The following is a 26,624-nucleotide window of genomic DNA, read 5'->3' as shown; positions in this document are numbered from 1 at the left end:
CTATAAAAGTGAATTAAAATTCAATTTAAATATTCCAAGCTACTTCACTCCCTGATAAACTGCTTAACTTAATTTACTAATGTAAAACATTTGAACTGGGGATCACTTTTTATGTTTAAACCAAGCTTGTTAACCTTGGCTATTTCGAGCGCTGTTTCTAGCGTATTTTTATTGCCTAATGCCGCACTTGCTCAAGAAGAAGTTGCAGCTAAAAACAAATCACTCGAAGTAATCGAAGTTACAGCAACAAGGCGCAGCGGCTCTGTGCAAAATGCACCGTTAAATATTACAGCCCTTGATGCAGATATTATGAAAGATCAAAATATCAATGAGCTTGCGGATGTAGCGCGCTGGGTACCTGGTTTAACAATTACCGATCAAGGTGGCCGCTCTGGCTCGCCTATTATTGTTCGTGGTTTAAATACTAATTCATCTGGTCCATCGTCAGATGGCGGCACCGTATCTACTTACATTAACGAAATTCCGGTTTCGGTAGATATGCGCCTAGTAGATATTGAGCGTGTTGAAGTATTAATTGGGCCACAAGGCACGCTTTATGGTGCAGGCACATTAGGCGGCGCAATTCGCTACATGCTTAAACAGCCTGAGCTTGATTTTACATCGCTTGAAGTTTACGGCGACCTGTTTCAAACAAAAGAAAGTGACTCTTTAGGTGGCGAAGGCGGTTTTATATTTAACCTTCCTATTATTGAAGATAAATTAGCAGTTCGCGCCAGCTTAAACGTATATGAAGACCCTGGTTTTATCGATTACGGCTACGTAGTACGTGAGCCTGGCGTATCGTTGCCAGATCCAGATTGGAGCGATAGCTCAGCAGTTAATAACAACCTTAAAAATGTAAAAGACGCCAACGGCGAAACCACCACTACTGGTCGTATTTCTGTTCGCTTTAAACCAAATGAATCGTTTGAAGGTACGCTTAACTACTTTTACCAAAACCAAGACAGCGAAGGCCGCTCGATTGTTCATTACAACAGCCTTAATGCAAACAACGGTTTAAGCGACGTAATAGGTAAATACGAATCAGCTTATCGCTTTGAAGAGCCTCGCGAGAAAAAAGATCAATTACTAAGCCTTGAGCTAAAAGCCGATTTAGGTTTTGCAGAGCTAGTATCGGCAACCGGTATTTCGAGCTTTGATGCCGACGGTCAACGCGATCAAACAGACTTACTTATTCGTCTTGATTATGGCTATGAAGAATTCCCTTCGTTTTCAACGTTTACCCGTGAAATTGACGAAGAAGATACCTTCACTCAAGAAATTCGCTTAGTGTCGCAAGGCGACAGCGACTTTAACTGGATTGTGGGTGGCTTTTACAACAAAACAGAAACCGAAGCGTCAAGCCGAGAGTTTACCCCTGGGTTTGACCAATTCGCTATTGATAACTTTGGTGGCGAGCAGCTAAGACCTGACTCATTAGAATACTTAGAGCTTACAAAAAGTACCGTCACTGAGTCTGCACTATTTGGTGAAGTTGGCTACCAAGTTACCGACAAATTAGATGTGACCATTGGTGCCCGTTTTTACAAATACGATATAGAGTCGCAAGCGGCTTTTGACTTCCCGCTAGCCAATACATTGTATGGTGGAGTAGATCCTGACAAAATCACCGTTGCATACGAAAAAGACGAAGCAGGCGATAACGGTAACTTATTTAAATTCAATGCTAAATACCAGTTCACTGATTCAGTAATGGGTTATGTAACAGTAAGTGAAGGCTTTAGAATTGGCGGTTCCAACCTTCTAGCTGTTTGCCCTGATCCTATCCCTAAAAACCAGCAAACAGGGTGTGGTAACGCTGACGAAAGGCTTTTTGATGCAGATACCACAACAAACTACGAGCTAGGCTTTAAAAGTACATGGTTTAGAAGCCAACTTCACTTTAACGTCGCGCTATTTAACGTAGATTGGGATGATGCACAAATTACAGGCGCTACAGATATAGGTCAATTAACGTACCTTTCAAACGCAGGCAGCGCTAATGCAAAAGGGATTGAAATTTCAACCCGTGCAATTTTATCTGACTCGTTCTCGGTTTATGCAACTTATGCTTATACAAAAGCAGAACTAACATCAGACGCACCATTTTTGTTTAATGCTGATGGTACCGATGGCGCGGAAGACGGGGACCGTTTACCTGGCTCGCCTGAAAACCAATTTTCGATGGGTGTTAACTATCAAACAGACGTATTTAACGACAAAACGCTTGATATAAACTACGGTTTAACCGCGCAAAGCGACGTGTTTTCAATAGTAGGGCTTCGTGACAACGGCGAAACACTACCAGGTTACAGCTTAAGTAATATATCAGCTAAATTAACAGCTGATGCATGGTCAACTACCCTATATGTTGATAACCTATTCAACAAATACGCGGTTACATCCGTTCGTCGTTCAGATGCCGATATAACATCAGCAAATGGTGCCGACATACAACGTAACTACGGCCATTACATTAATCGCCCGCTTACGGTAGGTGTTAAATTTAACTACAAATTTGAAATATAATTTATAGTAATTTTTAAACAATGTTGTAAGGCTCAAATTTATTTGAGCCTTTTTATTTTCTTTTACAAAATAATAATTACCAAAAACCATGCAGCCAAATTTAAAGCAACTTCATCAAAGCGCAATACACTCCCTAAACCAAGGTAAAATAGAGCAAGCACACAAAGCCCTAGTGGAGTTAGTTACACTCAAACCAGACTTTGCTGATGGGTATTTTTTGTTAGCAATGGTTAATTTAACTGTTGGGCAAATACACAAAGCAATAAAGCTCATCGAAAAAGCTCTTACCCTTGGCCAAAGTATTGAATACACCGCGCAACTTGCTAAATGTTACGCACTTACTGGCGAATTACAAAAAGCCAAAAACACCGCACTATCGGTGCCATTAAAACAAATAACTAAAGCCCTTGATGCCGACACACTCGGCGTTGCACTTACTCAAGCTGGCATTCACGAGCAAGCACTTAACTACTTTGAGCATGCTATTACACTGGCTACAGCGGCTAACAAAGCTCAACCCCCGTTTTATTATAACTACGGTGTAAGCGCTAAGTTTTTAGGACTATTTGATAAAGCCCAACACGCTTTTGAAAATGCCATAGCGCTTAACCCGCTGCACCACCAAAGTCATTTTGCATTAAGTGATTTAACTAAAGTAAGTAAGCAAAACAATCATATTGAGCGCTTAAAAAACGTGTTTGAGCAAGTAACACACCCTGATGCAAAATTGCATATAGGCCATGCTTTAGCAAAAGAGTATCAAGATCTTGGTGAATTTTCAGAGGCTTTTAACGTGTTAGAGCAAGGTAAAGTAGCAAAACGTGCTGTGCAGCCGTTTGATCATAAAAGCTCAACTGCTTTATTTGAACATATTAAACGCTTAAGTGAGCAGCATAAACAAGCGCTAACACAAGGTAACCCAACGGCCGAACCTATTTTTGTATTAGGCATGCCCCGCTCTGGCACCACATTGGTTGAGCGTATTTTATCGAGCCACAGCGACGTGCAATCAGCCGGTGAATTACAAGACTTTGGCCTAAGTGTAAAAAAGCTAAGCCAAACACAAACACCTCATGTACTCGACACTCAAACACTCAGTAAAGCCTACGAGCTTGATTTTAATCAGCTTGGGTCAACCTATTTAAATGCAACACGCGTAATAACAGGCAGCCATAAACACTTTATAGATAAACTCCCGTTTAACTTTTTTTATATCGACTTAATAACCAAAGCACTGCCAAACGCCAAAATAATTTGCATGCTGCGCGATCCAATGGACACCTGTATTGGTAACTACCGCCAATTATTTACCATTAATAACCCCTACTACGCGTACTCGCTCGATTTACTCGACACAGCAAAATTTTACAGCCGTTTTTACAAACTTATGCAGCACTTCAGCGCCCTGCACAGCAATATAAAATTAGTAAAATACGAAGAATTAGTCGCACAGCCTGAGCAACAAATAAAAGAGTTAGTCAGCTTTTGTAACCTAGAGTGGCAGGAGCAATGTATAGATTTTCACTTAAACACCGCACCGGTCTCTACCGCCAGTAAAGTACAAGTACGCAAACCATTAAATAGCAAAGCAATTGGGCGTTGGAAGGCGTTTAAGCCCCATACTGATAAAGCAGTGGAGTACTTTTTAAAACAAGGTATTAGCGCTTAGTAAGCGTGTTTTATTATGGTTAGTGAAAGCAGCGAAGCTGGTCGCTTTATTCCAATTACTAGCAGAGATAAATCATAATGTGCGAAGTTACACACCTACAACTTTACTTCGCCTTTCAATTAGTACAACGTCACGCCAAACATTATTCATTTGACCAAGTTTTTCACGAATACCTAGTTGGCGGAAGTTATTATTTTTATGAAGTTTGAGGCTACCTTTATTTTCAGGAAAAATAGCAGCTTGAAGCATCCATATGTTATTTCTCTCAGAATCTGAAATTAGATTTGAAAGTAATTTTTGCCCAATTCCTTTTCCTTGAGCATCCAGTGCAACATACACACTAACTTCTGCTACGCCAGAATATACTTCTCGAGTTGATATGGCTGAAAGTGCAGCCCAGCCTAGAATATTATTATTGTCCACTGCCACAATCCGAGAGTGACTAAGCATTGAATTATTCCACTCATCCCAACTTTTAGTTACCTGCTGGAAGGTGGCGTTTCCGGTATCAATACCTTGCTTATATATACTTTGCACTGAAGGATAATCAGCCTTATCAAACGCACGAATAATCACAAATCCCTCCGAGGCAACTAACGAGCCTTTAGATTAACTCGTTTTTAATTTATTTTTATTGATGGTTTAACCATAGCTGAGTTCCTATTTTGGTTCAATCGATTACAGTGTTTTATGCAGAATATAAAGTGGGCGTTTGGTGTTGTTTTAATTAGTGTTTTGAAAGGGGTTACCGATATTTCCCGAATTCAGGTTCCAAGTGCACCAAACCTTAAATCACTAATTAATAAAGACTTCTTCAGCTGTCTGATAATTTAGTATTTTCCTTGGGCGAGTATTAATTTTCATTACAACCTCTTGGAGTTGTTCATTAGTTATAGTTGAAAAATCAGTTTTCTTTGGGAAATAACGCCTGATCAGACCGTTTGTATGTTCATTTGTTCCTCGTTGCCACGAACAATAAGGATCAGCAAAGTAAATAATAAAATCTAGTTCTTCTTCCAAAGCTTTAAATTTCGAAAATTCTTTTCCATTATCCAAGGTCAGAGTTAACTGTTTATGCTCTGGAATCTCTTTAAACATCTCTACTGTAGCCGTATTGAATGACTCAGCTTGCTTAGTCTCTATTTTTTGCGCGATTAAATATCGAGAGCTACGGTCAACATGGGTTACAAAAAAACCAGAGCCCTTTTTGCCTTCAATTAAATCACCTTCCCAGTCACCTATTCGGCTTCTGTCTTCGACTATTTTTGGTCGTTCGCTAATACTTACTCTATTCTTAATTTGCCCACGTAAATCGCCATATTTACGTTGTTTACGTCTTTTTTTATGCCTCTTAGCTAAGTCTTTGTATAGCTCTCCACCTGCTTTAAAATCCTTAATCACCCATTGATCAGGGCAAGATCATACTTAACTTGATTATTACTTCGAATCTGTGATCAAATCGCCTTTTTCTCAAAGGCGATTAACATGTCATTCATCAACCATTTCAACGACATTCAAGATACTCGTTCACACATCAACAAAAAACATGAATTGCTGGATGTTATATTCCTTACAGTCACTGCGATTATTTCAGGTGCTGAAGGGTGGAAGGATATTAAGCAATTCGGTGACAGTAAACTGACTTGGTTACGTAAGTTTCGTTCATTTGAAAATGGTATTCCTGTCGATGATACGATTGCTCGTATCATTAGCTCACTGGCCCCTGAAGCTTTATTAGCTTGTTTTGTTTCTTGGGTTAATGAGCTTAGAGATGCGAATAATCAAAGCGTCATTGCCTTTGACGGTAAAACACTTCGCCATTCTTATGATGGTGATAAAAAAACAGCTATTCACAGTGTTTCAGCTTATGCAGTTGAACAGGGCCTAGTACTAGCACAATGCAAATCAAAAAGTAAGAAGAATGAAGTATCAACAGTGATGGCACTTATTGAATTACTTGAGCTTAAAGGCAATATCATCACAGCAGACGCGATGCATTGTTTAAAGAAAGTGACGAAAGCCGTCAGCAAGAAAGACGGAGACTATTTGCTGCAAGTGAAGAATAACCAAGGAAAATTGAACAAAGAAATTCAAGCCTACTATCACAAAGTCAGACGAGAGCAGCCATCACTCATCCAGCAAAATAGCCATGAAACAGTAAATGATGGGCATGGTCGAATAGAGCAGCGCACGTACACTCAACTGTTGGTGACAGATTGGCTTGAGCAGCGCCACGGTTGGGTCAATTTCAACTCCATAGTCGAGGTAGTACGACAGCGTTATGTTGGCGATAGTCATACAATGGAAACGAGTTATTACATCAGCTCGCTAGGGATAAACCCAGAGCAAGTAGCCAAGTCTATTCGCCAGCATTGGGGAATAGAAAACTCAGCACACTGGGTATTAGATATGACATTTAAAGAAGACGATTCACGTATTCGTCGAGGTGATGCCCCCGAGAATATGGCGACCTTCAGACGATTTGCGATGAACTTAGCGAAATTAAGCGCGATAAAAGACAGTATGAAAGGTAAGTTGAAACAGGCTGCTTGGTCAGATGAGGTAAGAGAGCAGCTTATTTTAGGATAAATAACGCTCAAGTATGATTTTGCCCTGACCCATTGATAGATTGTTTCATGGCTGACATGCATTAATTCATCTGACGGGTTATCCTTCTTAAGCCGACCTGCTATAGCATCTGGAGACCATCCCATTGCTATCTTACTCAACACAAGCTCGTACAGTGCCTTATTGTTTCTTTTTCTTGCATGCCTAGAGACCTTCCTTCTTGCCATCGCTTTTTCGTGCGCTGCCTCATCGAAATAATCATAGTAGGGTGGCTTATTTCGCTTAACTTCACGCATGATAGTTGTATGGTGTCGATTTAATAGTTTACCAATGGATCGGCAGCTTTCGCCACTGTTGAATCGATAGTAGATAGCTTTTCGTTCGAAACTGTTAAGATGTTCATAAGACATTCTGAATTCCCTCGATAATGAGTTTGGTCGCACTTACTACATTAGCAAATACTTCAGAATGTCATATTTTTTGGTGGGTTATGGTCAGTGGTGCACTTGCATAATGAATTCGGGTTTGAGAAACGGCGAAACTAGACGAAACGGCGAAACTAGACAGCCACTTTAATTATACAAGCCAAACTGTGTCATAAAATTTATCTTTTAGGTTAAAAATTTACCTTTCCTACTGGATTACTTTCATTTCACCTATTAAATAAGTCATTAACTCTATTAAACCTAAATCACACGCATAAAAATGGCTGCATGGTGCAGTTGTGATTTATTACTGAATAGTTTTACTGAGTAGCTTAAGCTTTATGCAAGTAGCTTTTCGCAGTTACTGATATTCGCCCGTCGCTTTCTATTTAAATTTTCACAGTAACTTGCTTGTGAACTTGGCCTGCCTACTGCACCATGAAATACACGCGTAAATTGTGTGGTGAGTTTTAACCAGTTTTCGGGGGATATATTCACTCTTTCGAGTAAGGGTAGGTGCGAACTTTCAATATAACCTCGTTTGTCTTCTCGTATACAACGTCCAGTTAACTCAACAAGTTCAAGGTACAATTTAAGCTCAAACGGCAGCCCTTTTGCCATAACCTGACGTGACATGCCTGCAAAGCGCAGTAGTTGTTTTGGTTGCTTGCCATCCTTTGCATACGTTAAACGCTGTTTGATGCTGGTATGGTATGACTCCTCTGGGGTGTTAGCCATTTTCGCTCTAATAGGGTTTAAATCGACATACGCCATACAAGCAGCAAGTGCCGCTTCATCCAGAAGTGCTTGGGACGTAAAACGTCCCTCCCAAAACCTACCTGTGCAGTTATCTTCTTTGTTCGCTCTGCGGGCAATATCTTCATTTAGTAATCGCATAAACCAGCTAATACTGGATAGGCGCTCGCGGTAGTCGTTTACTGTTTGATTGAAAAAGATAAGTTCGGCTTTACTTAGCTTTTCACCTTGTACATATTTTTTGCGTAAGTACAGTGCCTTTACAGAGCTTATGCCAGCGAATGATAATCGCTTTATCGTTTAATCGATTCGCTTTTTTATCATCAACATACAGTACTAAGTGGGTGTGATTACTCATAACAGCGTAAGCACATACATCAATACAAAATACCTTCGCTAATTCAAGCAGCTTATCTTCAACCCACCCTCTGCGGTGCTCGTAAGATTTGCCTGTAAAACAGTCTTCGCCACATAAAAATGCACGACGAACACAGCGTGAAATACAATGGTAGTATTTTGTATCAACCAAACTTATTTGTCGTTTTCTTGCAATTGCCATAAGACACCCAGCTTGTTTTTTGTACTAATTAAAGGCTAGCCTTTAATTTTGAAAAGTGCAAAATTTAGGATGGGTGATGAGATGGACGCTCCCCAAAACGGCGTCAATGCGCCAAACTGGTAATTGAACTCACTCAGTTAAAAGGGAACGTCCGTCATGAAAATTAGCACATTATCAATTGATTTGGCAAAAAATGTATTCCAAGTCGCTGGCTTTAATTCCAACCATAAAAGAGAATGCAATAAACGCTTAAACAGAGCTAAACTCAACGCATTCTTGGCAAATACCCCACCGTGCCGCGTCGTTATGGAAGCCTGTTATTCTTCCCACTACTGGGGAAGAGTATTTTCGTCTTACGGTCATACCGTTGACCTTATTCCTGCACAACACGTTACCCCCTTTGTTCGCGGTAATAAAAACGACAGTAACGATGCACTTGCTATCTATGAAGCAAGCTTACGCCCTCATATTAAATTCGTTCCTATTAAAACCGAAGCTCAGCAAGAAATACTCATGTTCCATAAGATACGTGAGCGACTTCTGCAAAACAGGATTGCTGCAACCAACCAGTTACGCGGTTTATTGGTCGATTTTGGGTATGTATTTCCTGTCGGTATTAAGGCGTTTGAGCAAGGGATAATTGCCTTAGAAAGTGATTCTGAGCTTCGCCCTCAGCTGCGCATAATGGTGAGTGATATTTACACCGAATACAAAACCCTTGTTAAACGCATTAAAGCTATTGAAGCGATGCTTACTGCACACGTTGAACGGGATACAAACGCTAAAATACTTCACTCTATCCCTGGCGTGGGTGTACTCAATGCCTCAGCCTATGCAGCATCAATCGGGAACGGTCAGGCATTTAAGAGCGCAAAAGAACTCGGTGTGTGGCTAGGATTAACACCTAAACAATACGCATCAGGCGATAAAAGTAAAATGTCTGGTATTACTAAACGCGGCAACAGTTACCTACGAAAACAACTTATTCACGGTGCTCGCGCCCTTATCGCCAGAAGCCACCATAAAACAGATGCGCTAAGCCAGTGGATAAACCAGTTGCGCGAGAAAAAACACTTTAATTGTTTGGTGGTCGCCACCGCACACAGATTGGCGCGGCTGATGTGGGTATTGCTGACCAAGCAAGCCCTCTATTCACCTCAGTATGTGCAAAATACACGCAAGGATGCTTAATTATGCGTATTTTACACGCCAATCACACCCGAGTTTACGACTTAAGACAGCCTGGTTATGACATAGGTTTTAAAACCTGAGTGGGTGTTTGGGCACTTAAGTCGTAACATACGCTTATCCTGTATGTACTTCACTTATAATGAAACAAAAAGCGCACGCTAACCAAGGTTAACCAGATAAAGACACGAGATTAAATCTCGTTTGGGTGAATATTTTTTAGGTCCCTTGGTACGAAGCTCATTAGGAGCATGGCGCATGATAATCATGACACCATAGCTCGAATATATGTCAGTACCTTTGCTTTTCAGCAAGCTTGTGACGCATCATGACTGTGAAATGGGATACATGATAATAAAATAAAGGCATCAATTTTGATGTTTATACATTAGCTCGTCTTGACTTCAAGGGAGCGTCCATATATGTCTAGTTTGTTTCCTTGGCGTAAACCGCAAGACAAGTAACGAAAAAGCCGTCAGACTGATTTGCCTTGTTAGCGGTCATTTTGGCTCAAGTTAGCAATGACCTTTTTTGCTGCAGTGGAAAGCAGAAGCTTAGAATACAGCCGATGAAAACCGCCAAACATGTGAAACACTATACCGAACTTGCCATCTGCTCTCGTCGAAATTACTGCAGAACCAAAATACAGTGTAGTAGACGGTGTTGTGCCATCTTGCGGCTTTACGCAAAGCCAGGACCTCGTTTGCCATGCAGCAAGTAGAATTTCGTTACTTGATCGGCTCTCGACCTGCCATGCTGAGAGCTCGGTTGAATTTGACTGCGCAAGTAGCGACACCTCTTCGTCCGAAGATGGAATACAAAGCGCCTTAGCGAGCAACCAACGCTCAAATTTAAATAGACGTGTTGTGTAGAAGGCCTCAATGAACTGAGACAACGTCACCGATTTAGAGATCGAAGTACAATAGCAATCAGTGAACGCCCGCTTATTGTAAGCACTAAGCAATGAGGTATTGGGCGCAGGTACTAGTGATGGCATTTGTATCATGTCTCTTTTGAGCTAATGTTTGTCCACTGCTGCTTTATGGCTGTCTATCAAAAACTTTGACTCCATCAGGAATCTGATACCAATCTTGTTTCTCGCTTACCCAAACATGAATAGTAGGGTTAATAATACTGGTGTCTGATAAATTACTAGGCTTAAGTTTTAGCTTACCAGGCTCATTGGGATCAAAGTGGTAGATTCTATTCCCACATGTAGGGCAAAACATCGCACCACTGGTATTACCACTATCCGCAACCCGACTCCAACTCTTCATTTCGCCTTGAAACTTGACGCTATCCGCATTAATCATAGCAGTTATACTAAAAGCACTAGTGGATAATTTTTGACACTCTTTACAGTGACATGCAGCAACGAACAAAGGCGGCTCCAATAACTCATACTGAACTCCGCCACATTGGCATGAACCTTTAATTGAATATCCTGTATTACTCAAATTTTTCTCCTTACTATGGCGGGCAGCTAACGAGCCTGTAGATTAACTCGTTTTTTATTTATTTTTATTGATAAACAAATCATAGCTGAGTTCCTATTTTGGTTCAATCGATTACTGTATTTTATGCAGAATATAAAGTGGGAGTTTGGTGTTGTTTTAATTGGCGTTTTGGACGGGATTACGGGTACTTGAGTGGCTTTTATTTAGGGTAAAAGCGCTTACCCTTCTTAATGCATCGTGTTTTGCAGCTTTTCTATATTATGAACAAGACAATACAGTTGCCATTGCGCATTCACTTTCGTTTGACCCCGTAAGGTCAATTTATTCATGCCTTTATTCACTGTAATGTTCCCGAACACTGGCTCAATACACCCGAGTCGTTTGCTATATTGTCGTCGACCTATGGGGCTGTCTATTTTTACTTCCCGAATTCATTATGCAAGTGCACCAAACCTTAAATCACTAATTAATAAAGACTTCTTCAGCTGTCTGATAATTTAGTATTTTCCTTGGGCGAGTATTAATTTTCATTACAACCTCTTGGAGTTGTTCATTAGTTATAGTTGAAAAATCAGTTTTCTTTGGGAAATAACGCCTGATCAGACCGTTTGTATGTTCATTTGTTCCTCGTTGCCACGAACAATAAGGATCAGCAAAGTAAATAATAAAATCTAGTTCTTCTTCCAAAGCTTTAAATTTCGAAAATTCTTTTCCATTATCCAAGGTCAGAGTTAACTGTTTATGCTCTGGAATCTCTTTAAACATCTCTACTGTAGCCGTATTGAATGACTCAGCTTGCTTAGTCTCTATTTTTTGCGCGATTAAATATCGAGAGCTACGGTCAACATGGGTTACAAAAAAACCAGAGCCCTTTTTGCCTTCAATTAAATCACCTTCCCAGTCACCTATTCGGCTTCTGTCTTCGACTATTTTTGGTCGTTCGCTAATACTTACTCTATTCTTAATTTGCCCACGTAAATCGCCATATTTACGTTGTTTACGTCTTTTTTTATGCCTCTTAGCTAAGTCTTTGTATAGCTCTCCACCTGCTTTAAAATCCTTAATCACCCATTGATAGATTGTTTCATGGCTGACATGCATTAATTCATCTGACGGGTTATCCTTCTTAAACCGACCTGCTATAGCATCTGGAGACCATCCCATTGCTATCTTACTCAACACAAGCTCGTACAGTGCCTTATTGTTTCTTTTTCTTGCATGCCTGGAGACCTTCCTTCTTTCCATCGCTTTTTCGTGCGCTGCCTCATCGAAATAATCATAGTAGGGTGGCTTATTTCGCTTAACTTCACGCATGATAGTTGTATGGTGTCGATTTAATAGTTTACCAATGGATCGGCAGCTTTCGCCACTGTTGAATCGATAGTAGATAGCTTTTCGTTCGAAACTGTTAAGATGTTCATAAGACATTCTGAATTCCCTCGATAATGAGTTTGGTCGCACTTACTACATTAGCAAATACTTCAGAATGTCATATTTTTTGGTGGGTTATGGTCAGTGGTGCACTTGCATAATGAATTCGGGTAGTTTATTTCTGTACCAGAACTTGTCTGGTAACGGACAGTTTAAAAGATCAGAACTTTGGTTATGATTCAGTTTCTGCAGCCTTAGCAATAAATTAAGAAATTATAGTCTCCGGCATGCTTTTTCTTTTTTGCTAACGCAACTAACTCATTTTACCTAATCGTAAAATTAACAAGTCGAGAAAGTGCCTAACCGCTGGCACTGAAGTTCGGTGAGGCGGAAGCACAGCGAAGAATTCGACCTTTTTTCCTTTCCACTGTGGCAATATTCTTAGTAGTTTTTCATCGCCGTTTCTTGGACAGGCAATAGGCTTAGGCAGAAAAGTTATGCCAAAGCCAGCCTTTACCATTTCATATGCTGTGCCGGGCTCTCCAACAAGTGCCGCTGCTGGCTCGTCTAAGGAAATTTGCTCACCGGAGCTGTTGTGAAAAAGCCGCCAATCTGCTGGTATCATTACGCTATCGGTCACTACTCTTGGGACTGCTCTAATCGCTTCTGGATCATTAATATCAAGGCCCGACATAGCAGGCGCACTGCTCCAAAGCTCCATTTGATAATCAAATAATTTTCGAGCAACTAAATAGGGCTGCGAAGGTCTGCCTATTCTGATAAAAATATCACAATCCTCTACGATAGGGTCAATTTCAGCATGATTAATCTTTAATGTAGGCTTAACTTCTGGCCAATGCTTTAAAAACTCGGACATTGCAGGCGCGACAATGTTACGTGTAGTTAATGTAGAAGCGGCAATACGCAGGGGGCCTGCCGGATATTCAGCAGCTTGCCTGAGTGTCTGTTCAGCATCGCGTTTAACGCGCTCGGCCATTTGTGCAATGGCAAGAAGTTGGTCTCCAGCAATGGTAAGACGGATCCCTCTTGGTAGCCTATCGAATAAAGGCACGCCTGCTTTGTTTTCTAAACGTTCAAGCGCACGGGAAAGGTTTGATTTTGGAATGCCGGTTTCGCGCTCGGTTGCACTTAAGCTGGCATGTTGAGCAAGTAGTGAAAAAGTACATAGGTCGTCTAAGTGTGAGCTGCTCATCGTTATGTCCTGTTTGTCTGTTTAACTGTAGCTGATATATAAAATAGTAGCACAAATAGTCGTTTCATATTTGAATCGTAATGTTACATAATTTAATAAATATCGGGACGAATGTAAAAAATTTACTCAATGCTCGCTGGTGTCAAATTTAAGCAACTTGCGGCAGATGGAGCAAGCGCAATTTTGTGTGAGAAGTCGAAATATTTATTTGTTTAACAGCTCTATAATGAATGCTTCAACTGAATACCATGCAGCGAACCTAAGCCCTTGATAACGTAATTCGCGCTTAAAATAAGGACACTATTCATTTTTGAAAAAGAAGCTTTAATTTCGGAATGTATTCGTGCGTTTCATTTTCAGAACTCAGCGTTCCTTTCATGCACATTCTTTAAAACGAGCACTTCAATTACACTGTGCTTGTTAATTCCATACTCATCAGTAAAACAACATTTATAAAAGTGGAGAAAAGTTGTGAACATTCAAAGCGTCAACGCTCATCAACACAATGAACCACAGACTAAAAACCCTAGAAGAGACGACACAAAAAGTCCAATGGACTGGGTCGGTTTGTTCATATGCTGTGCCTTAGCGCTCATATTTGAAGGCGCTAGGGGCGCAAAGCTGGTTGGAAGTGAGAGCATAATCACTTTATTTCAGCAAATCGGCTATGGCGAATGGTTTTGGTATTTCACCGGTTTTGTTGAAATCATTTCAGCACTAATATTGCTCTTTGCCGTCACACGAAAGCTAGCGGCATCCTTACATACCTGCACCGTGATTGGCGCGATATTCACGCATGTTTTTCTTGTTGGCGGAAGCACTCTGCCAGAGTTCATCTTATGTCTGTTAGCCATTTTTGTCTTATGGTGGAGTAAACAATGAAATCAAAAGTCCTAATATCGCTTTGTGGATTACTGATGATAAGTGCATGTAGCCAAGAAATTCCGCAAAACAAAGCAAAACCTGTGGATTGGATAAAAGTTGGCAAGTCGCAGCAAAACTATGTTCGCGTATTCCCGGGAGTCGTCGAGTCGATTGAACGCGTTACTGTTGGCTTTGATATTGGCGGGCGAATTGTCGAAATCAACGTTGATACCGGCGACCGCTTTAGTAAAGGAGACGTATTAGCAAAGTTAGATGACGAAAGTCAGCGCCTCTTAATTGATGAGCTAGACGCCAATATTATGAGTGCCAAAGCCGCGTTTAAAGAAGCCAACGCCAAACTAATAAGAGCTACTAGCTTGGCAGAGCAACAGGCTATTTCCCAAGCGGAGTATGACGCTGCGGTGAGAGCGCAAGTAAGCTCGGGTGCCGATATCAAACGCCTTGACGCCCAGAAAAAAAGTGCAGAAAAAACGTTAAAAGACACCCATATTTTTGCCCCCTATAACGGGCAAGTAATTAATAAAACTGCAAATTTGGCGCAAACGGTTAATGCAAATCAAGAAATCTTGGAAATTCAAACCGATAGCGAATTACGAGAAGTGACCATTTCTGTACCTGAGAGCTTAATTAACTTGTTTAGCCAAGGCATGAGCGCACAAATTGAGTTCAGTGCGTTATCTTCAACAGCAGTGTCAGGCAAGGTTGTTCGCATTGGTAAACAAGCATTGGGCATGGCTGCCTTTCCAGTCACTATTTTATTGTCAGACGTGCCCGAAGCACTTGTAAATGGCATGACGGCATCAGTTTCAATTGATTTTAGAATAACCAATAACGCGCTAACACTTACTATCCCGCGCTCATCCTTAGTACCTGACAACAACAATGAATATTATGTGTTTGTGGTTGATGAGGAGGCAAATCACGTCCGTAAACGAAGCGTTAACCTAGAAAAGTTGAGTAATGAATTCGCTCTTGTAAATAGTGGCGTAAGCGCGGGGGAGATAATTATTGCAAAAGGCGCCATATTTTTATCCGAAGGCCAATCGATATCACTGTTGAGTCAAGACATTCGTAATTTTCCTGAATAGCTGGAGTAGTCAATAAATGAGTTTTGGTCAGCGTGTATTTGAAAACCGTTCTGTCGTCTTTTTAAGCGTCGTCTTATTAATGGCATTTGGTCTTTATAGCTATTTTAATTTGCCAGCTAGAGAGGACCCGGCCATCACAATCAGAGTGGCTAATGTAACTGCACTTAATCCCAGCATGTCGGCTGAGCACATGGAGCTTTTAGTTACAAAAACACTAGAAGAAGCGATTCGCCAGCAAGGAGAAGTGGAAAAAATCTCATCTATTACACAGCCAGGCCGCTCAATAATTAAAGTAGAGATAAAATCGAAATATTTTGAGCTTGAGCAAATCTGGGATGATATTCGAGACCGACTCGCCGCAGTGCAAAGCGATTTACCTGCGGGCACATTACCACCATTATTAAATGATGATTTTGGCAATGTTGCCGCCGCAACCATTGCGCTACAGTCAACAGACTACAACATGGCTGAGCAATTTGATATGGCACAGTATCTTCGCGACCAGTTGTTCGGCATTCCCAATACCAAACGCATCGACATTTTAGGCGCGCAAGCTGAGCGAGTATACGTTGAAATTTCGAACACGAAATTGGCGGAACTAGGTATCCTGCCCGATGAAATAATCGCGACCTTAGCACAGCAAAATATCATTCAAGCGGCAGGGGGAATTGATACAGGGGTAAGCAACTATATTGTAGAGCCCACTGGCACCTTCAATACCCTTGAAGATATCGAAAACACGCTCATTCGCCTACCCAATACGACAACTATTTTAGCACTCAAAGATATTGCCAATATTCGCAAAGCCTACATCGACCCGCCAAGTCGCAAAACCTATTTTAATGGGGCCCCCGCGATAATGCTCACGCTCACCATGGTCGAAGGCAACAGTGTGCTTGACTATGGCGAGGCGGCGCGCGCAAAAATTGATTATTTAAAAACGACGCTGCCGGCTGGATATACGCTAAGCATAGCGACATTTCAGGCCGACCAAGTGGCAGATGCGGTGTTTGGCGTGACGAGTAATGTCATTCAAACATTGTTTATCGTATTAGCCGTTGTTATTTTCTTTTTAGGCATGCGCACTGGCTTAATTGTAGGCGCAATTGTGCCTAGCGTGATGCTTATCACTATTGCCATCATGGGTTTTTATGAAATTAACCTGCAGCGAATGAGCTTAGCGACCTTGGTTATCTCTCTAGGTCTCTTAGTAGACAACGGTATCGTAATTGCAGAAGATTTTAAGCGCCGCTTAGACAATGGCGAGGACAGAACCGACGCGCTTGGCTTAACCGTGAAAGAGCTCGCCTTTCCCTTATTGTCATCAACCTTAACTACCATTTTAGTTTTTTTACCGCTAATGCTTGCTGAGCATGAGTCTGGGGAATATACGCGAACCATTTCACAAGTGGTCATGATTTCTCTAACCACGTCTTGGATTTTAGCCATGACACTTACGCCCATTTTATGCACGCTGTTTATTAAAACGCCTAACAAAAACTCGGGCCCGTCGGGCATACGGGAAATAGGCACAAAAGCATTTGATAAGCTAAATTCTCTTTATTCACGTGCACTCTATCGAATACTCAAAATGAGAGCATTATTTTTAATCACCATGGTGATACTTTTTGTTGCTGCAGTAGCTGGGATCCGTCAGGTACCTCAAAACTTTTTCCCAAGCTCTGACCGTTCGCAGTTGCTTATTTATTTTGATTTGCCCGCCGGGGTAACTGAGCGTCAAACCGACCAAGAACTTCAACAAATATTTGCTTTTCTAGACGACGAAGATAAATGGCCCGAAATATTAAGCACCGCTGGGTACACAGGCTTTGGTGGACCCCGATTTGTGCTGTCTCTTGCACCGATTGACCCTGCCCCTAACCGCGGCTTTGCGGTCTTGAACATAGACGAGTTTGATAACGTGAAAAAGGTTAAATTTCGATTAAGAGATGCTCTTACCACTCAATTTCCGCAAGTAAAAGCGCAAGTAACAAATATGTTTCTGGGCCCCTCTGACCCCACCATTTTTGAAGTAGAAGTGTCAGGCCCTGACGCATGGACGGTGTATGACACCAGTAATGCCCTACAAACACTCATAGCTGAACAAGACGGAGCGGTCGATATTCGTAACGATTGGGAGAATCGCACCATTAAATTAGTGGTGAAAGTCAACCAAGCCAAGGCGAGGCTTGCAGACGTTACTAGCGCTGATATTAATCGTTCATTAAATCGATATTACAACGGTGAGCGCATGAGTGACTTCTACGACGGCGATGAAATTTATCCCATCGTGTTGCGAGCGCCGAATGCTGAGCGAAGAAACCTCGATAGCCTACAAAACATTCAAGTTTACTCTAGCATGACGGGCCAGAGTGTAGGTTTAACACAAGTTGCGCAAATCCAGCCTGAAAATGAATTTGCCCGTGTAGGGCGCGAGGATTTAAGCAGAACGGCTACTGTCTCTGCCCGAAACGACTTTATTACTGCACAAGACTGGGCTCCCATTTTAGATGAAAAGTTTAATGTGATTCGAGCAGCCTTGCCACCTGGTCATAGTATTGACTTAGCAGGCATTGTAGTAACGTCCCAACAAGGTCGCGCCGCACTAGCTGCAAATATGCCGCTTTGTTTGGCTTTAGTGCTGATTTTATTGGTGCTGCAATTTAATGGCTTTAAACGCCCAGCACTGATTTTTATGACTCTACCGCTACTGCTCATCGGCGCAGTCATTGGACTTTTTGTCATGCGCGTAGACTTTGGTTTTATGGTGATATTAGGTTTGTATGCCTTGTTGGGTATCATTATTAATAATGCAATTGTGTTGGTTGACAGAATAGATTTAGAACGAAAGGAGGATGATTCTGTTGATGCGATAATACGCGCATCAGTGATGCGTTTACGACCGATTTTGATGACCACAATCACCACTATTTTAGGCCTTATGCCGCTTATTTTAGCCGTTGACCCGCTGTTTTACGGTTTAGCCGTGGTAGTCGCCTTTGGCTTGGCTGTCGGCACGATTTTAACCTTGGGTGTTGTACCAGTCCTATATAGTTTGATGTTTGGCATCAAGCCACATGCCGACGACAATTCTCCATCAATTGAGGAGCTACGCGCATGAAAGTAAATAGTCTCGTTATAGTTATGGGTTCAATGTTGATAGCAGGGTGCACAACTTTAGGCCCCGACTATCAAGCACCAGAACTATTACAAACTCAAATGCAGTGGACTGAGGCAACGCAAAAATATGCGATAGCAAATAATATGCAAAGTTTGCAATGGTGGCAAAGTTTTGAAGATGAGCAGTTAAGTGAACTCCTCATAAAAGGAAGCACTGGAAATCTTGATGTGCGCGAGGCATTCCTGCGTACTCAAGAGGCCAAAGCCTTGTACCGAGTTGAGGAGTCGCGAGGCCAAGCAGAATTCTCACTTGATGCGCTTGGTAATCGCTCCCTAACAAGCGAGAACGGACAAATACCACTTGGGCAAATTCCGGGTGCGCAAACTGAGGGTTATTTTTTCAACATGGGCATGGCAGCTACGTGGGAATTAGATGTGTTTGGACGTGTCAAACGCGCGATTGAAGCTGCTGATGCAAAAGTAGAAATTGCCCAAAGTAGCTACGAAGGATTGTTGTTAACCATTCAAGCAGACATCGCCAGCACTTATTTTGAGATACAGCAGCAAAATTTACAAGTTGAGTATCTGCAACAACGCATCGAATTGCGGCAGAAATCATTACAGATGACAGCAAAACGGGCATTAGCAGGAGCCGAATCGTTCTTTCAAGTCGCCCTAGAACGTTCAGCTTTTGAAGAACTGAAGTCAGGCGTTCAATAATACGTTTGCTTGCGCGTTCTAGTTTTGCTTTTTTACGCCCTAGCTCATCGAATGTGCCGCTCCACTCCTTACTCGCATTGGACTTTAATTTACACCCATCAATGGCAAACATGTTACGACCTATCAAGCCCTCTTCATCACATATCATCAGCACTTGCGTAAAAAGCGGTTCAATCTGTTCATGCATTTTAGCCACAAAACCCGCTATAGAGGTGTAATGCGGCTGGATATCACCCGACACACTCATAAATAAAATGTTCGTCTCACACGCTTTAGCAATTCGGCGGCTACTAATTAAACCATGTGCATAGCCCAGTAAAATAATCTTTAGCATTACCGAAGGTGGATACGCCGCCGCGCCCGTTTTGTCATTGTTGTACCACGCGTCAAATCCCGATAAATCGAGTTTATTTTCGACAATATAACAAAGGGCATACTCAAAAGTGCCAGGCAGAATTTGCTCAGCGAAATTGATAGGAATGAATTTATTTTGACAGGATAAGTCAGGCTTGTAGTTAGCCATAACAGTTTACCGTGGGTGAATAATATCTATTAGATCACAGCGAACAGATGGATTCAAGGTTAAAAAGCAACCAACTAAGAATAGTTGGATACGTTCCTAAAAAGAGTAATTCTACAACCTATCGTGGTAGAGCGACCTATTGCTAGGCCGACCCCACACAGATCCGGACGTGCGGAACTACCGCATCCGGCTCTTCAGTTATATATTCACTCGTGTAAAACACACTACCCTAGTACCAATCAACAAAGATATTTCGCTTGCTGACTTTGATACTCTCAATGTTAAAATACCCTATCATCTTCTTGAAATTACTCCAGTTATAACTTCGTCGACCACTGCGTCTGTTCAACCATTTATATAAACTATGTAGCACATAGTCATATATTGTGGATAAGCTTCGGCTGTTGTCTGGTAAACCAAAGTAATTTCTAAATCCTATCAGTTTTCGTCTCAATTGAGGTAGCCAGCTTTTCAATTTTAATGAATACCTTGCTTTGATCCATCGATAATATTCACTCAGCGTCGCCTTTTGCTTCTTCGCAGCCGTTCATCGCCTAAGTCGTGGCTTACCATTTGAATCTGTGCCCCAATAGAACTCAAACCCTAGAAATACAAAGTGACGTTTTCGACCAACATGAAATCTACTAAATCGCATTAGCGAGGTTTTGTCTTGCGCAACGTCTAAATTAAATTTCTTTAATCGCTTGGGTAACACTTTATAAAAGCGCTCTGCGTCATTTGCAAATTGAAATGCGCAAACAAAATCGTCTGCATAGCGGATCATCATTGCACTTCCACGCATCCTCGGCTTTACTTTCTTTTCAAACCAGAGATCTAAAGCATAATGCAGATATATATTAGCCAACACTGGGCTGATAATTCCACCTTGAGGGCTTCCACTTGATGGTTTAGTGAATACGCCATCGGGTGATTTTATCCGCGCTTTTAACCACTGGTTGATTAAATTAAGCATTGCCTTATCATCAATGCGTAACGCTAACATTTTCATCAGCCATTCATGCTCAAGGTTGTCGAAGAAGCCTTTAATGTCAGCTTCAACGATATAACCATATCCTTTAAATTGAAGATTCATTGTTAGGCTATGTACTGCTTGATGTGCACTTTTATTCGGCCTATACCCATAGCTATTGCGCATAAAGTCTTTCTCCCAGATACTTTGCAGGATCTGACTAACACTTTGTTGCACAAGTTTGTCATCAACTGTTGGAAGCCCTAGCGGTCGTTCTTTACCATTGGGTTTTGGGATGTAGATGCGTTTAATATCATTAACTCGATAACTTTTCTGTTTGAGTTGCTGACTTAAACGTTCGATATTTTCAATTAACGTCGACTTGTATTTTGGCATCGTAATGCCATCAATACCCGGACTGGCTAATTTATTGAGTTGACCCCAGCTTTCATACAGGCTTGCGGCATCTAGCAATCCATATAGATTCTGAAACCTGTGCTTAGGGTGAGTATGTGCTTTAAATGCAAGGGTATTAAGTGTTGTTGTCATAATATTTCCAGCCCTACTTTGTCCGGTCTATGTGTCGACTTAGTACCCGATATAACTGTCAGCTCCTTCGCCATGTACAGGGCTTTCCCCTGCCCAGACTACTATGGGCTGATCTGACTTCCAAAAGGTCATCGTTAGCTTTGCTTTTCGTTAAGCTTTCCTACCACCATCCTTGTGGAACACCTTTGGATCTCTCAAGTTCTCAAACCATCTCTTTATACATGCCACGGCTTTGAAACTCCGCTGACTCGCCACAACCTTACTAACACGGCTGTTTTGCATGGACTTCGGTGGCGTTGCAAACCTCGTCAGTCAGATCTAATATTTATCGGAGCGATATCAGCACTTCAGGATCACGATAACCCCTATGGCCTACATAATTCTCTGTGTACGCTTCGCCAATCTTGTTCGTGTGATGCTATCCTCATAACTGAAAAGCAATTGCTAATCCCACACTCCGCCAAAGGCGCAACACTCGATACAGGAGGTTAGTTAGACCTTGCCCGACAGGGACTTGCACCCTGCAAGATGGATCAAGCTTAGCTTGACGCACCAACGCTTTGCTAAGCGGCAATAAAATAGTTGGCTAAAATCAGCGAGGAACGAGCAAAAGCCAACTGTTTTTTGTCCGTTTAAGCAACTTGTGTACGCCCGACATGGGCATTGACTTATGAGGTGAAAGTCCTCTGTAGGAAGATCACCGTTTAAATAACATACTGTTATTAAACGATAGACACTCGCAAATGGCAAGGGCTAAATCGTGAGAGATAGTCTAGAGGAAGCCGCTAGCAAATCTGCGAGCTGATGAACAAAAACATCATATGAGGCGTAGGCTGGAGACGAGCTAGCACAAGATAGCGAAGTCATGTGATCTAACGGCCACCGTAAATGATGCAGTTGTGCAGAGAAAGTCGATGCACCTTATTCGGGGAGATCTGATAAACACGCATCCGCGCTAACGCTTGGACATTACCAGTTAGGGACTGGTTTTTCAACCCTTGGCGCTTTGGTTGCTGCGACCTACAGCGAGCGAAATAGCAGTAAACAAGCGTTAGTTTAGACGCGCTTTATCGAGTAATCGCTAGAGTGATTTATCAGAAGTCAGCAGACGGCATACGACTGCATGGATGCAGGAGGTAGAGCAACGCAGGAGCAGTTGCCGAGTAGCCCAACACTTATCGTAATGGATAAGACATGGTGAAGGCCTGAACATCTTAACCAGAGGAGATACTACAATTGAACTTGAATTCACATAGATCACCGTGTTGTGATAGTGATGAACAGCGTTCTATGGTGAATAATACCTCAAATGAATATAACCAAACAAATCATGACCTGATGGCAAGTGTACTGAGCAACCACAATATTGGCACGGCATGGCAACATGTTAAGCGAAATAAAGGGGCTGCGGGTATTGATAATATGAGTATTGAAGAATTTAATCACTTCGCTAAGTTACATTGGCTGGGTATTAAACACCAATTACTTAACGGCACTTATCAACCCTTGCCAGCCAAACGCGTGATAATACCCAAACCCGATGGCGGTGAGCGAATGCTTGGGATCCCCTCTGTTATCGACAGAGTGATCCAACAAGCTATTGCTCAAGTGATTAGCCCTTACTTTGAGCCTCTATTTTCACCACATAGTTATGGTTATCGCCCTCATAAAAGAGCCAGCCAAGCAGTAAATCATGTTCAATCTTGTGTTAAACAAGGTTATAAAACAGCAGTTGATATTGACTTGTCTAAGTTCTTTGATGAAGTAAACCATGACATGCTGATGAATCGTGTTGCTCGTAAAATCAAAGACAAAGCACTCATGCGCCTACTCGGTAAATACCTCCGAGCAGGGGTAGCAGAACGCGAAACAGGTCTGTGGTTTGAGTCAACCAAAGGAGTCCCTCAAGGTGGGCCATTATCCCCTTTGCTTTCCAACATTTTACTCGATGAATTAGATAAGAAGCTAACCTACAAACACCTTAAGTTTGCACGTTATGCTGATGACATAATCATTTTAGTAAAAACGAAAAGTGAAGGGCTCATAATCCAACGGGACATTACTGCGTTTATCACTAACCGATTAAAACTCAAAGTGAATGAATCGAAAAGTCGAGTCGGTCCCGTATCAGGCTCGAAATTTCTTGGGTTTACCTTCCGTTACGCTCAAGTGCAGATCCACGAACAGGCGCTAAAGAAATTTAAAGCAAATGTAAGAGAGCTCACTAACCGCAACTGGGGGATCTCAATGACCCTACAAATTCATAAACTCACGCAGTATTTACGTGGCTGGGGACACTATTACCTAATAGCCAACGCTTATCAGCTAACGGTGGATTTAGATCATTGGATCCGCCGTAGGATAAGAATGTGCTACTGGCGGCAGTGGCGAAAACCTCGTACCAAAGTACGCAGTTTAATGAAATTAGGTGTTAGCGAACGACTCGCCATAGCCTGTGGTATCACCAGTAAAGGCCCTTGTCGAAGCTCAAAAACAAAAGGAATTAACATTGCGCTAGGCAATGATTACTTAGCGTCACAAGGTTTAGTGTCATTGAGAGATATTTGGATCAATATTCATTACGGGAGATGAACCGCCCATTGCGGACCCGCATGATGGGTGGTGTGGGGGCTGGAGGTTAGAGACCTCCGGCTACCCGATTAGCATTACCTTGCATTTAACTGACTTTTGTATTCTCTAGCTTTAGAAACTAGATCAAGGTTACTATATTTACTACTTGAAATGACAGGGTACGTAGAATAGACAAGCTTAATAAAATCATCATAGTTTTTATCTTTCGTAGCGTTTATTACGAAATCTACAATTACTTTCAATTCATCAGATAAAACTATTTTACCAGAATTTTTATCTGACAATTTAAATAATTGCTTATTACCACCAAACATAGTTTTAGTATTGACAACATTGATATCTTTATCTTTACGAGCCATATCAACAAAGTCATCGACATATGGACCATAATGATTAAAGTGCCATACAGTTTGACTTAACTGAGTATCGTGCTCTATAGCATTTTTCCAATCAGTTAAATATAGCATTTTGGTTAATCTTGATGCTGAAAGCTCGTCCTTATAAGGATAAGCAGATAAAATATACTTAATGACATTTAGAATTACGCTTTCCATTAGAAACCCTCCATAGACGCTGTCTGTAAGCTTGGCATATGACTATCCAAAGACTCTAAAAGATGACAAATATTTTGTAATTCTCTTTGAGTCATTGCGGTATTTATTTTTGAGAATTTTAACCCGCTAGCTTGGGTTGATTCAAAAATTAATACCGCAATAGTTTGCTTTTGCGAATTTTGAATCCTAAATCCAAGAAAAGCTCTGCTTCTCATTTTCATGTTGTTTAGTACTGAGTCTTCAAATCGGTAGTTTTCAATATTGTACTTTTTCCACTTATCAAATTCAGTTTCTGAATCAAAAGGAATAACGTGTTCTACTTTACCTGTTTTCCAAACTGTTTCAATACACCCTACATTTCGTGGGTATAATCTATTAGGTTTTTGTCTGTATAGTTCGTTTTCTGAATACCGCCCTACACATAAAAACAAATCCATATCTAATTTATATAAACTTAACCTTTCATTAGAGGTTAAACCAAATTTTGCGAAATAATTGTTGTAAATATAATGGCTAAACAATTCATAACAATTGATAGCTGTACTACTATTTTTCTCTTTTAGCTGCTCATTTTCTTCTTTTACTCTTCGATAAATTTTATTTAGAAAAGAGGATGTTAACTGACTTCCAATCCCGCCCCAAATAGCGCCAATGAATGCAGTGATAAACAAAGCAGTAAACCACTGTTCTAAATCCCAAAAGTTTAATGCCCACGTTCGCCATTCAATAGGTAATTGATGTCTAACCATCTCTTGAATATTAGTGGGAATCCCAATGTAACCAAGAGCAAGTACACTATAGATACCAGGGTATAGTCCTTTATTAAAAAATTTGAACGGCCACCTTTTATAGCGAGGGAGTTCACTTATTGCCAATTCCAATTTAATTTTCCTTTATAAACGTTCGATAATTTAACCGTTACTACGACAGACTCTAAGTAATGCTAACATCTTTATCAAAGGACACTTTCCCTATTTTAGCGCGAAAACGTCCTTATTTTGTGAACTTATATTAATAGCAAATAGTGTAAGTTATTACCAGCTATAAATATTATGCTTGCTGTAGGTTATTTCGCTATGTAAAAAAAGGGAAAGTTTCCTCTTATTCTTACTAAGTTAATAACGACTCACCTGAATGACCGCTTATAGCTCTAAGCCGACTAATGGATACATGCAATTTGCAGATACTCAATACTTTAAAAACCTTCGCTATATTACCAAGCTGAAAAGTAACTCCAACAGCACACTATTTTGCCATTATAGGAGCTTGTTATTCTGTTTTTAAGACCATACTTTTCGATTGGGTAAGTATTACTAGCACAAATAGTATCTCAGTGATCCCGCCAATTACAAAATTGGCATTTAATACAATACGCAACAATACTCTAAGGCAGCATAATTGCACTAATATTAGTTACAAATCGTTACTCGAATACACACTTAAAATAGGGAATTTATAATCGGCAAACGATACAGTTACCGATTGTGTTTCGTTGCCTTTAAAACCGAGTTTAAATTCCATTGGCATGAATCGGCTGCCGTCAGCAAAAAGTGCAAGTAAGTGCTCCTCGCCTAGTTCGCGATTGCCCGACGATAAGTTAGTTAGCGTTATAACAGCCCAGCGTTCGCCCTCTTCATTGCTCATTAATACATAATTAACGATTTTAAAATCCCCTTTTTTAGGGGTTATGTTGCTATCGTTTGCAAACGATAAGTGCATGCTATTTGGTACTGCACGGTCAACATTTAGCGCTTTGATAGAGTCGGCTTGGGTTGCCCACGAAAGCACCAATAAAATGATCACTAAGGCTTTATTCACTGTTAGTTCCTTTTTATTACCAAGTAACATACCTAGTAAATTACATAACAATAACTGTTTAAATTATATT

General features: G+C 41.1%; 18 protein-coding genes and 5 pseudogenes. 9 read left to right on the top strand and 14 right to left on the bottom strand.

The annotated features are described in order from the left end of the window. Positions 1-111 precede the first annotated feature (111 nt). Both AOR04_RS19725 and AOR04_RS19720 read left to right on the top strand, forming a co-directional pair. Positions 112-2,529 (top strand): TonB-dependent receptor, encoded by a 2,418-nt coding sequence (locus AOR04_RS19725; protein WP_096794425.1) that lies wholly within the window; start codon positions 112-114, stop codon positions 2,527-2,529. A gap of 88 nt (positions 2,530-2,617) precedes the next feature. After that, positions 2,618-4,198 carry a tetratricopeptide repeat-containing sulfotransferase family protein gene (locus AOR04_RS19720; RefSeq protein WP_096794424.1) on the top strand — a complete coding sequence of 527 codons (1,581 nt, stop codon included), beginning with the start codon at positions 2,618-2,620 and terminating at the stop codon, positions 4,196-4,198. Positions 4,199-4,285: 87 nt separating this feature from the next. Here the strand turns inward: AOR04_RS19720 and AOR04_RS19715 are convergent, their stop codons facing one another. Next, positions 4,286-4,774 carry a GNAT family N-acetyltransferase gene (locus tag AOR04_RS19715; protein ID WP_096794423.1) on the bottom strand — a complete coding sequence of 163 codons (489 nt, stop codon included), beginning with the start codon at positions 4,772-4,774 and terminating at the stop codon, positions 4,286-4,288. A gap of 219 nt (positions 4,775-4,993) precedes the next feature. Beyond that, positions 4,994-5,605, bottom strand: a pseudogene (locus tag AOR04_RS19710) (IS30 family transposase); the annotation flags it as partial. A 78-nt stretch (positions 5,606-5,683) separates the two neighbouring features. Here AOR04_RS19710 and AOR04_RS19705 point away from each other — a divergent pair. After that, positions 5,684-6,787 (top strand): ISAs1 family transposase, encoded by a 1,104-nt coding sequence (locus AOR04_RS19705; RefSeq protein WP_096793603.1) that lies wholly within the window; start codon positions 5,684-5,686, stop codon positions 6,785-6,787. A 26-nt stretch (positions 6,788-6,813) separates the two neighbouring features. On the opposite strand, the pseudogene AOR04_RS19700 reads toward AOR04_RS19705, so the two are convergent. Next, positions 6,814-7,176 (bottom strand): annotated as a pseudogene (locus AOR04_RS19700) (transposase); the annotation flags it as partial. Positions 7,177-7,530: 354 nt separating this feature from the next. Continuing rightward, positions 7,531-8,506, bottom strand: a pseudogene (locus AOR04_RS19695) (transposase). Positions 8,507-8,662: 156 nt separating this feature from the next. On the opposite strand from AOR04_RS19695, the gene AOR04_RS19690 reads away from it, so the two are divergent. Then, a complete protein-coding gene (locus AOR04_RS19690; protein WP_096794422.1) occupies positions 8,663-9,697 on the top strand; it encodes an IS110 family transposase in 1,035 nt (344 codons plus the stop codon). 1,037 nt (positions 9,698-10,734) lie between these two features. Here the strand turns inward: AOR04_RS19690 and AOR04_RS19680 are convergent. From AOR04_RS19680 to AOR04_RS19665, 4 genes and pseudogenes are all read right to left on the bottom strand, one after another. After that, entirely contained in the window at positions 10,735-11,151 is a 417-nt protein-coding gene (locus tag AOR04_RS19680; protein ID WP_096794420.1) for a GFA family protein, read from the bottom strand. A 227-nt stretch (positions 11,152-11,378) separates the two neighbouring features. After that, positions 11,379-11,576, bottom strand: a pseudogene (locus tag AOR04_RS19675) (transposase); the annotation flags it as partial. Between the two features lie 37 nt (positions 11,577-11,613). Continuing rightward, the gene (locus AOR04_RS19670; protein WP_096794419.1) at positions 11,614-12,579 is read right to left on the bottom strand and encodes an IS30 family transposase; all 966 of its coding nucleotides are present in this window, start codon (positions 12,577-12,579) and stop codon (positions 11,614-11,616) included. Between the two features lie 256 nt (positions 12,580-12,835). Beyond that, the gene (locus AOR04_RS19665) at positions 12,836-13,735 is read right to left on the bottom strand and encodes a LysR family transcriptional regulator (RefSeq protein WP_096794418.1); all 900 of its coding nucleotides are present in this window, start codon (positions 13,733-13,735) and stop codon (positions 12,836-12,838) included. 471 nt (positions 13,736-14,206) lie between these two features. On the opposite strand from AOR04_RS19665, the gene AOR04_RS19660 reads away from it, so the two are divergent. Genes AOR04_RS19660 through AOR04_RS19645 form a run of 4 tightly spaced genes read left to right on the top strand, consistent with a single transcriptional unit; the run spans position 14,207 to position 19,548 of the window. Further along, complete coding sequence (locus AOR04_RS19660; RefSeq protein ID WP_096794417.1) at positions 14,207-14,617, top strand: DoxX family protein; 411 nt, start codon at positions 14,207-14,209, stop codon at positions 14,615-14,617. Then, a complete protein-coding gene (locus AOR04_RS19655) occupies positions 14,614-15,708 on the top strand; it encodes an efflux RND transporter periplasmic adaptor subunit (protein WP_096794416.1) in 1,095 nt (364 codons plus the stop codon). The genes AOR04_RS19660 and AOR04_RS19655 overlap by 4 nt, the downstream gene beginning before the upstream one ends. 16 nt (positions 15,709-15,724) lie before the next feature. Next, positions 15,725-18,829: an efflux RND transporter permease subunit gene (locus AOR04_RS19650; protein ID WP_096794415.1), complete on the top strand. Its 3,105-nt coding sequence runs from the start codon at positions 15,725-15,727 to the stop codon at positions 18,827-18,829. Continuing rightward, the gene (locus AOR04_RS19645) at positions 18,826-19,548 is read left to right on the top strand and encodes a TolC family protein (RefSeq protein WP_096794414.1); all 723 of its coding nucleotides are present in this window, start codon (positions 18,826-18,828) and stop codon (positions 19,546-19,548) included. Before AOR04_RS19650 ends, AOR04_RS19645 begins: the two co-directional genes overlap by 4 nt. Here AOR04_RS19645 and AOR04_RS22050 read toward each other — a convergent pair. The 3 genes and pseudogenes from AOR04_RS22050 to ltrA (AOR04_RS19635) all read right to left on the bottom strand — a co-directional run. Continuing rightward, a pseudogene (locus tag AOR04_RS22050) lies at positions 19,538-20,071 on the bottom strand (transposase); the annotation flags it as partial. The gene AOR04_RS19645 and the pseudogene AOR04_RS22050 sit on opposite strands and share 11 nt — an antisense overlap. Positions 20,072-20,300: 229 nt before the next feature. Then, a complete protein-coding gene (locus AOR04_RS21955; protein ID WP_257790464.1) occupies positions 20,301-20,570 on the bottom strand; it encodes a group II intron maturase-specific domain-containing protein in 270 nt (89 codons plus the stop codon). 48 nt (positions 20,571-20,618) lie between these two features. Next, positions 20,619-21,590 (bottom strand): group II intron reverse transcriptase/maturase, encoded by a 972-nt coding sequence (gene ltrA / locus AOR04_RS19635; protein WP_232525541.1) that lies wholly within the window; start codon positions 21,588-21,590, stop codon positions 20,619-20,621. A 1,236-nt stretch (positions 21,591-22,826) separates the two neighbouring features. Here ltrA (AOR04_RS19635) and ltrA (AOR04_RS19630) point away from each other — a divergent pair. Then, positions 22,827-24,182: a group II intron reverse transcriptase/maturase gene (ltrA, locus tag AOR04_RS19630; RefSeq protein ID WP_232525540.1), complete on the top strand. Its 1,356-nt coding sequence runs from the start codon at positions 22,827-22,829 to the stop codon at positions 24,180-24,182. 74 nt (positions 24,183-24,256) lie between these two features. On the opposite strand, the gene AOR04_RS19625 is transcribed toward ltrA (AOR04_RS19630), so the two are convergent. The 3 genes from AOR04_RS19625 to AOR04_RS19615 form a co-directional block, all read right to left on the bottom strand. Further along, positions 24,257-24,736 (bottom strand): Panacea domain-containing protein, encoded by a 480-nt coding sequence (locus AOR04_RS19625; RefSeq protein ID WP_096794413.1) that lies wholly within the window; start codon positions 24,734-24,736, stop codon positions 24,257-24,259. After that, a complete protein-coding gene (locus AOR04_RS19620) occupies positions 24,736-25,617 on the bottom strand; it encodes a hypothetical protein (RefSeq protein WP_096794412.1) in 882 nt (293 codons plus the stop codon). Before AOR04_RS19620 ends, AOR04_RS19625 begins: the two co-directional genes overlap by 1 nt. A gap of 532 nt (positions 25,618-26,149) precedes the next feature. Next, the gene (locus tag AOR04_RS19615; RefSeq protein WP_007375644.1) at positions 26,150-26,554 is read right to left on the bottom strand and encodes a hypothetical protein; all 405 of its coding nucleotides are present in this window, start codon (positions 26,552-26,554) and stop codon (positions 26,150-26,152) included. Positions 26,555-26,624: the final 70 nt, after the last annotated feature.

Source organism: Pseudoalteromonas sp. 1_2015MBL_MicDiv, assembly GCF_002407505.1.
GTDB lineage: Bacteria > Pseudomonadota > Gammaproteobacteria > Enterobacterales > Alteromonadaceae > Pseudoalteromonas > Pseudoalteromonas fuliginea.
The sequence above is the reverse complement of the archived record's forward strand: the minus strand, read 5'-3'. Positions and strand labels throughout refer to the sequence as shown.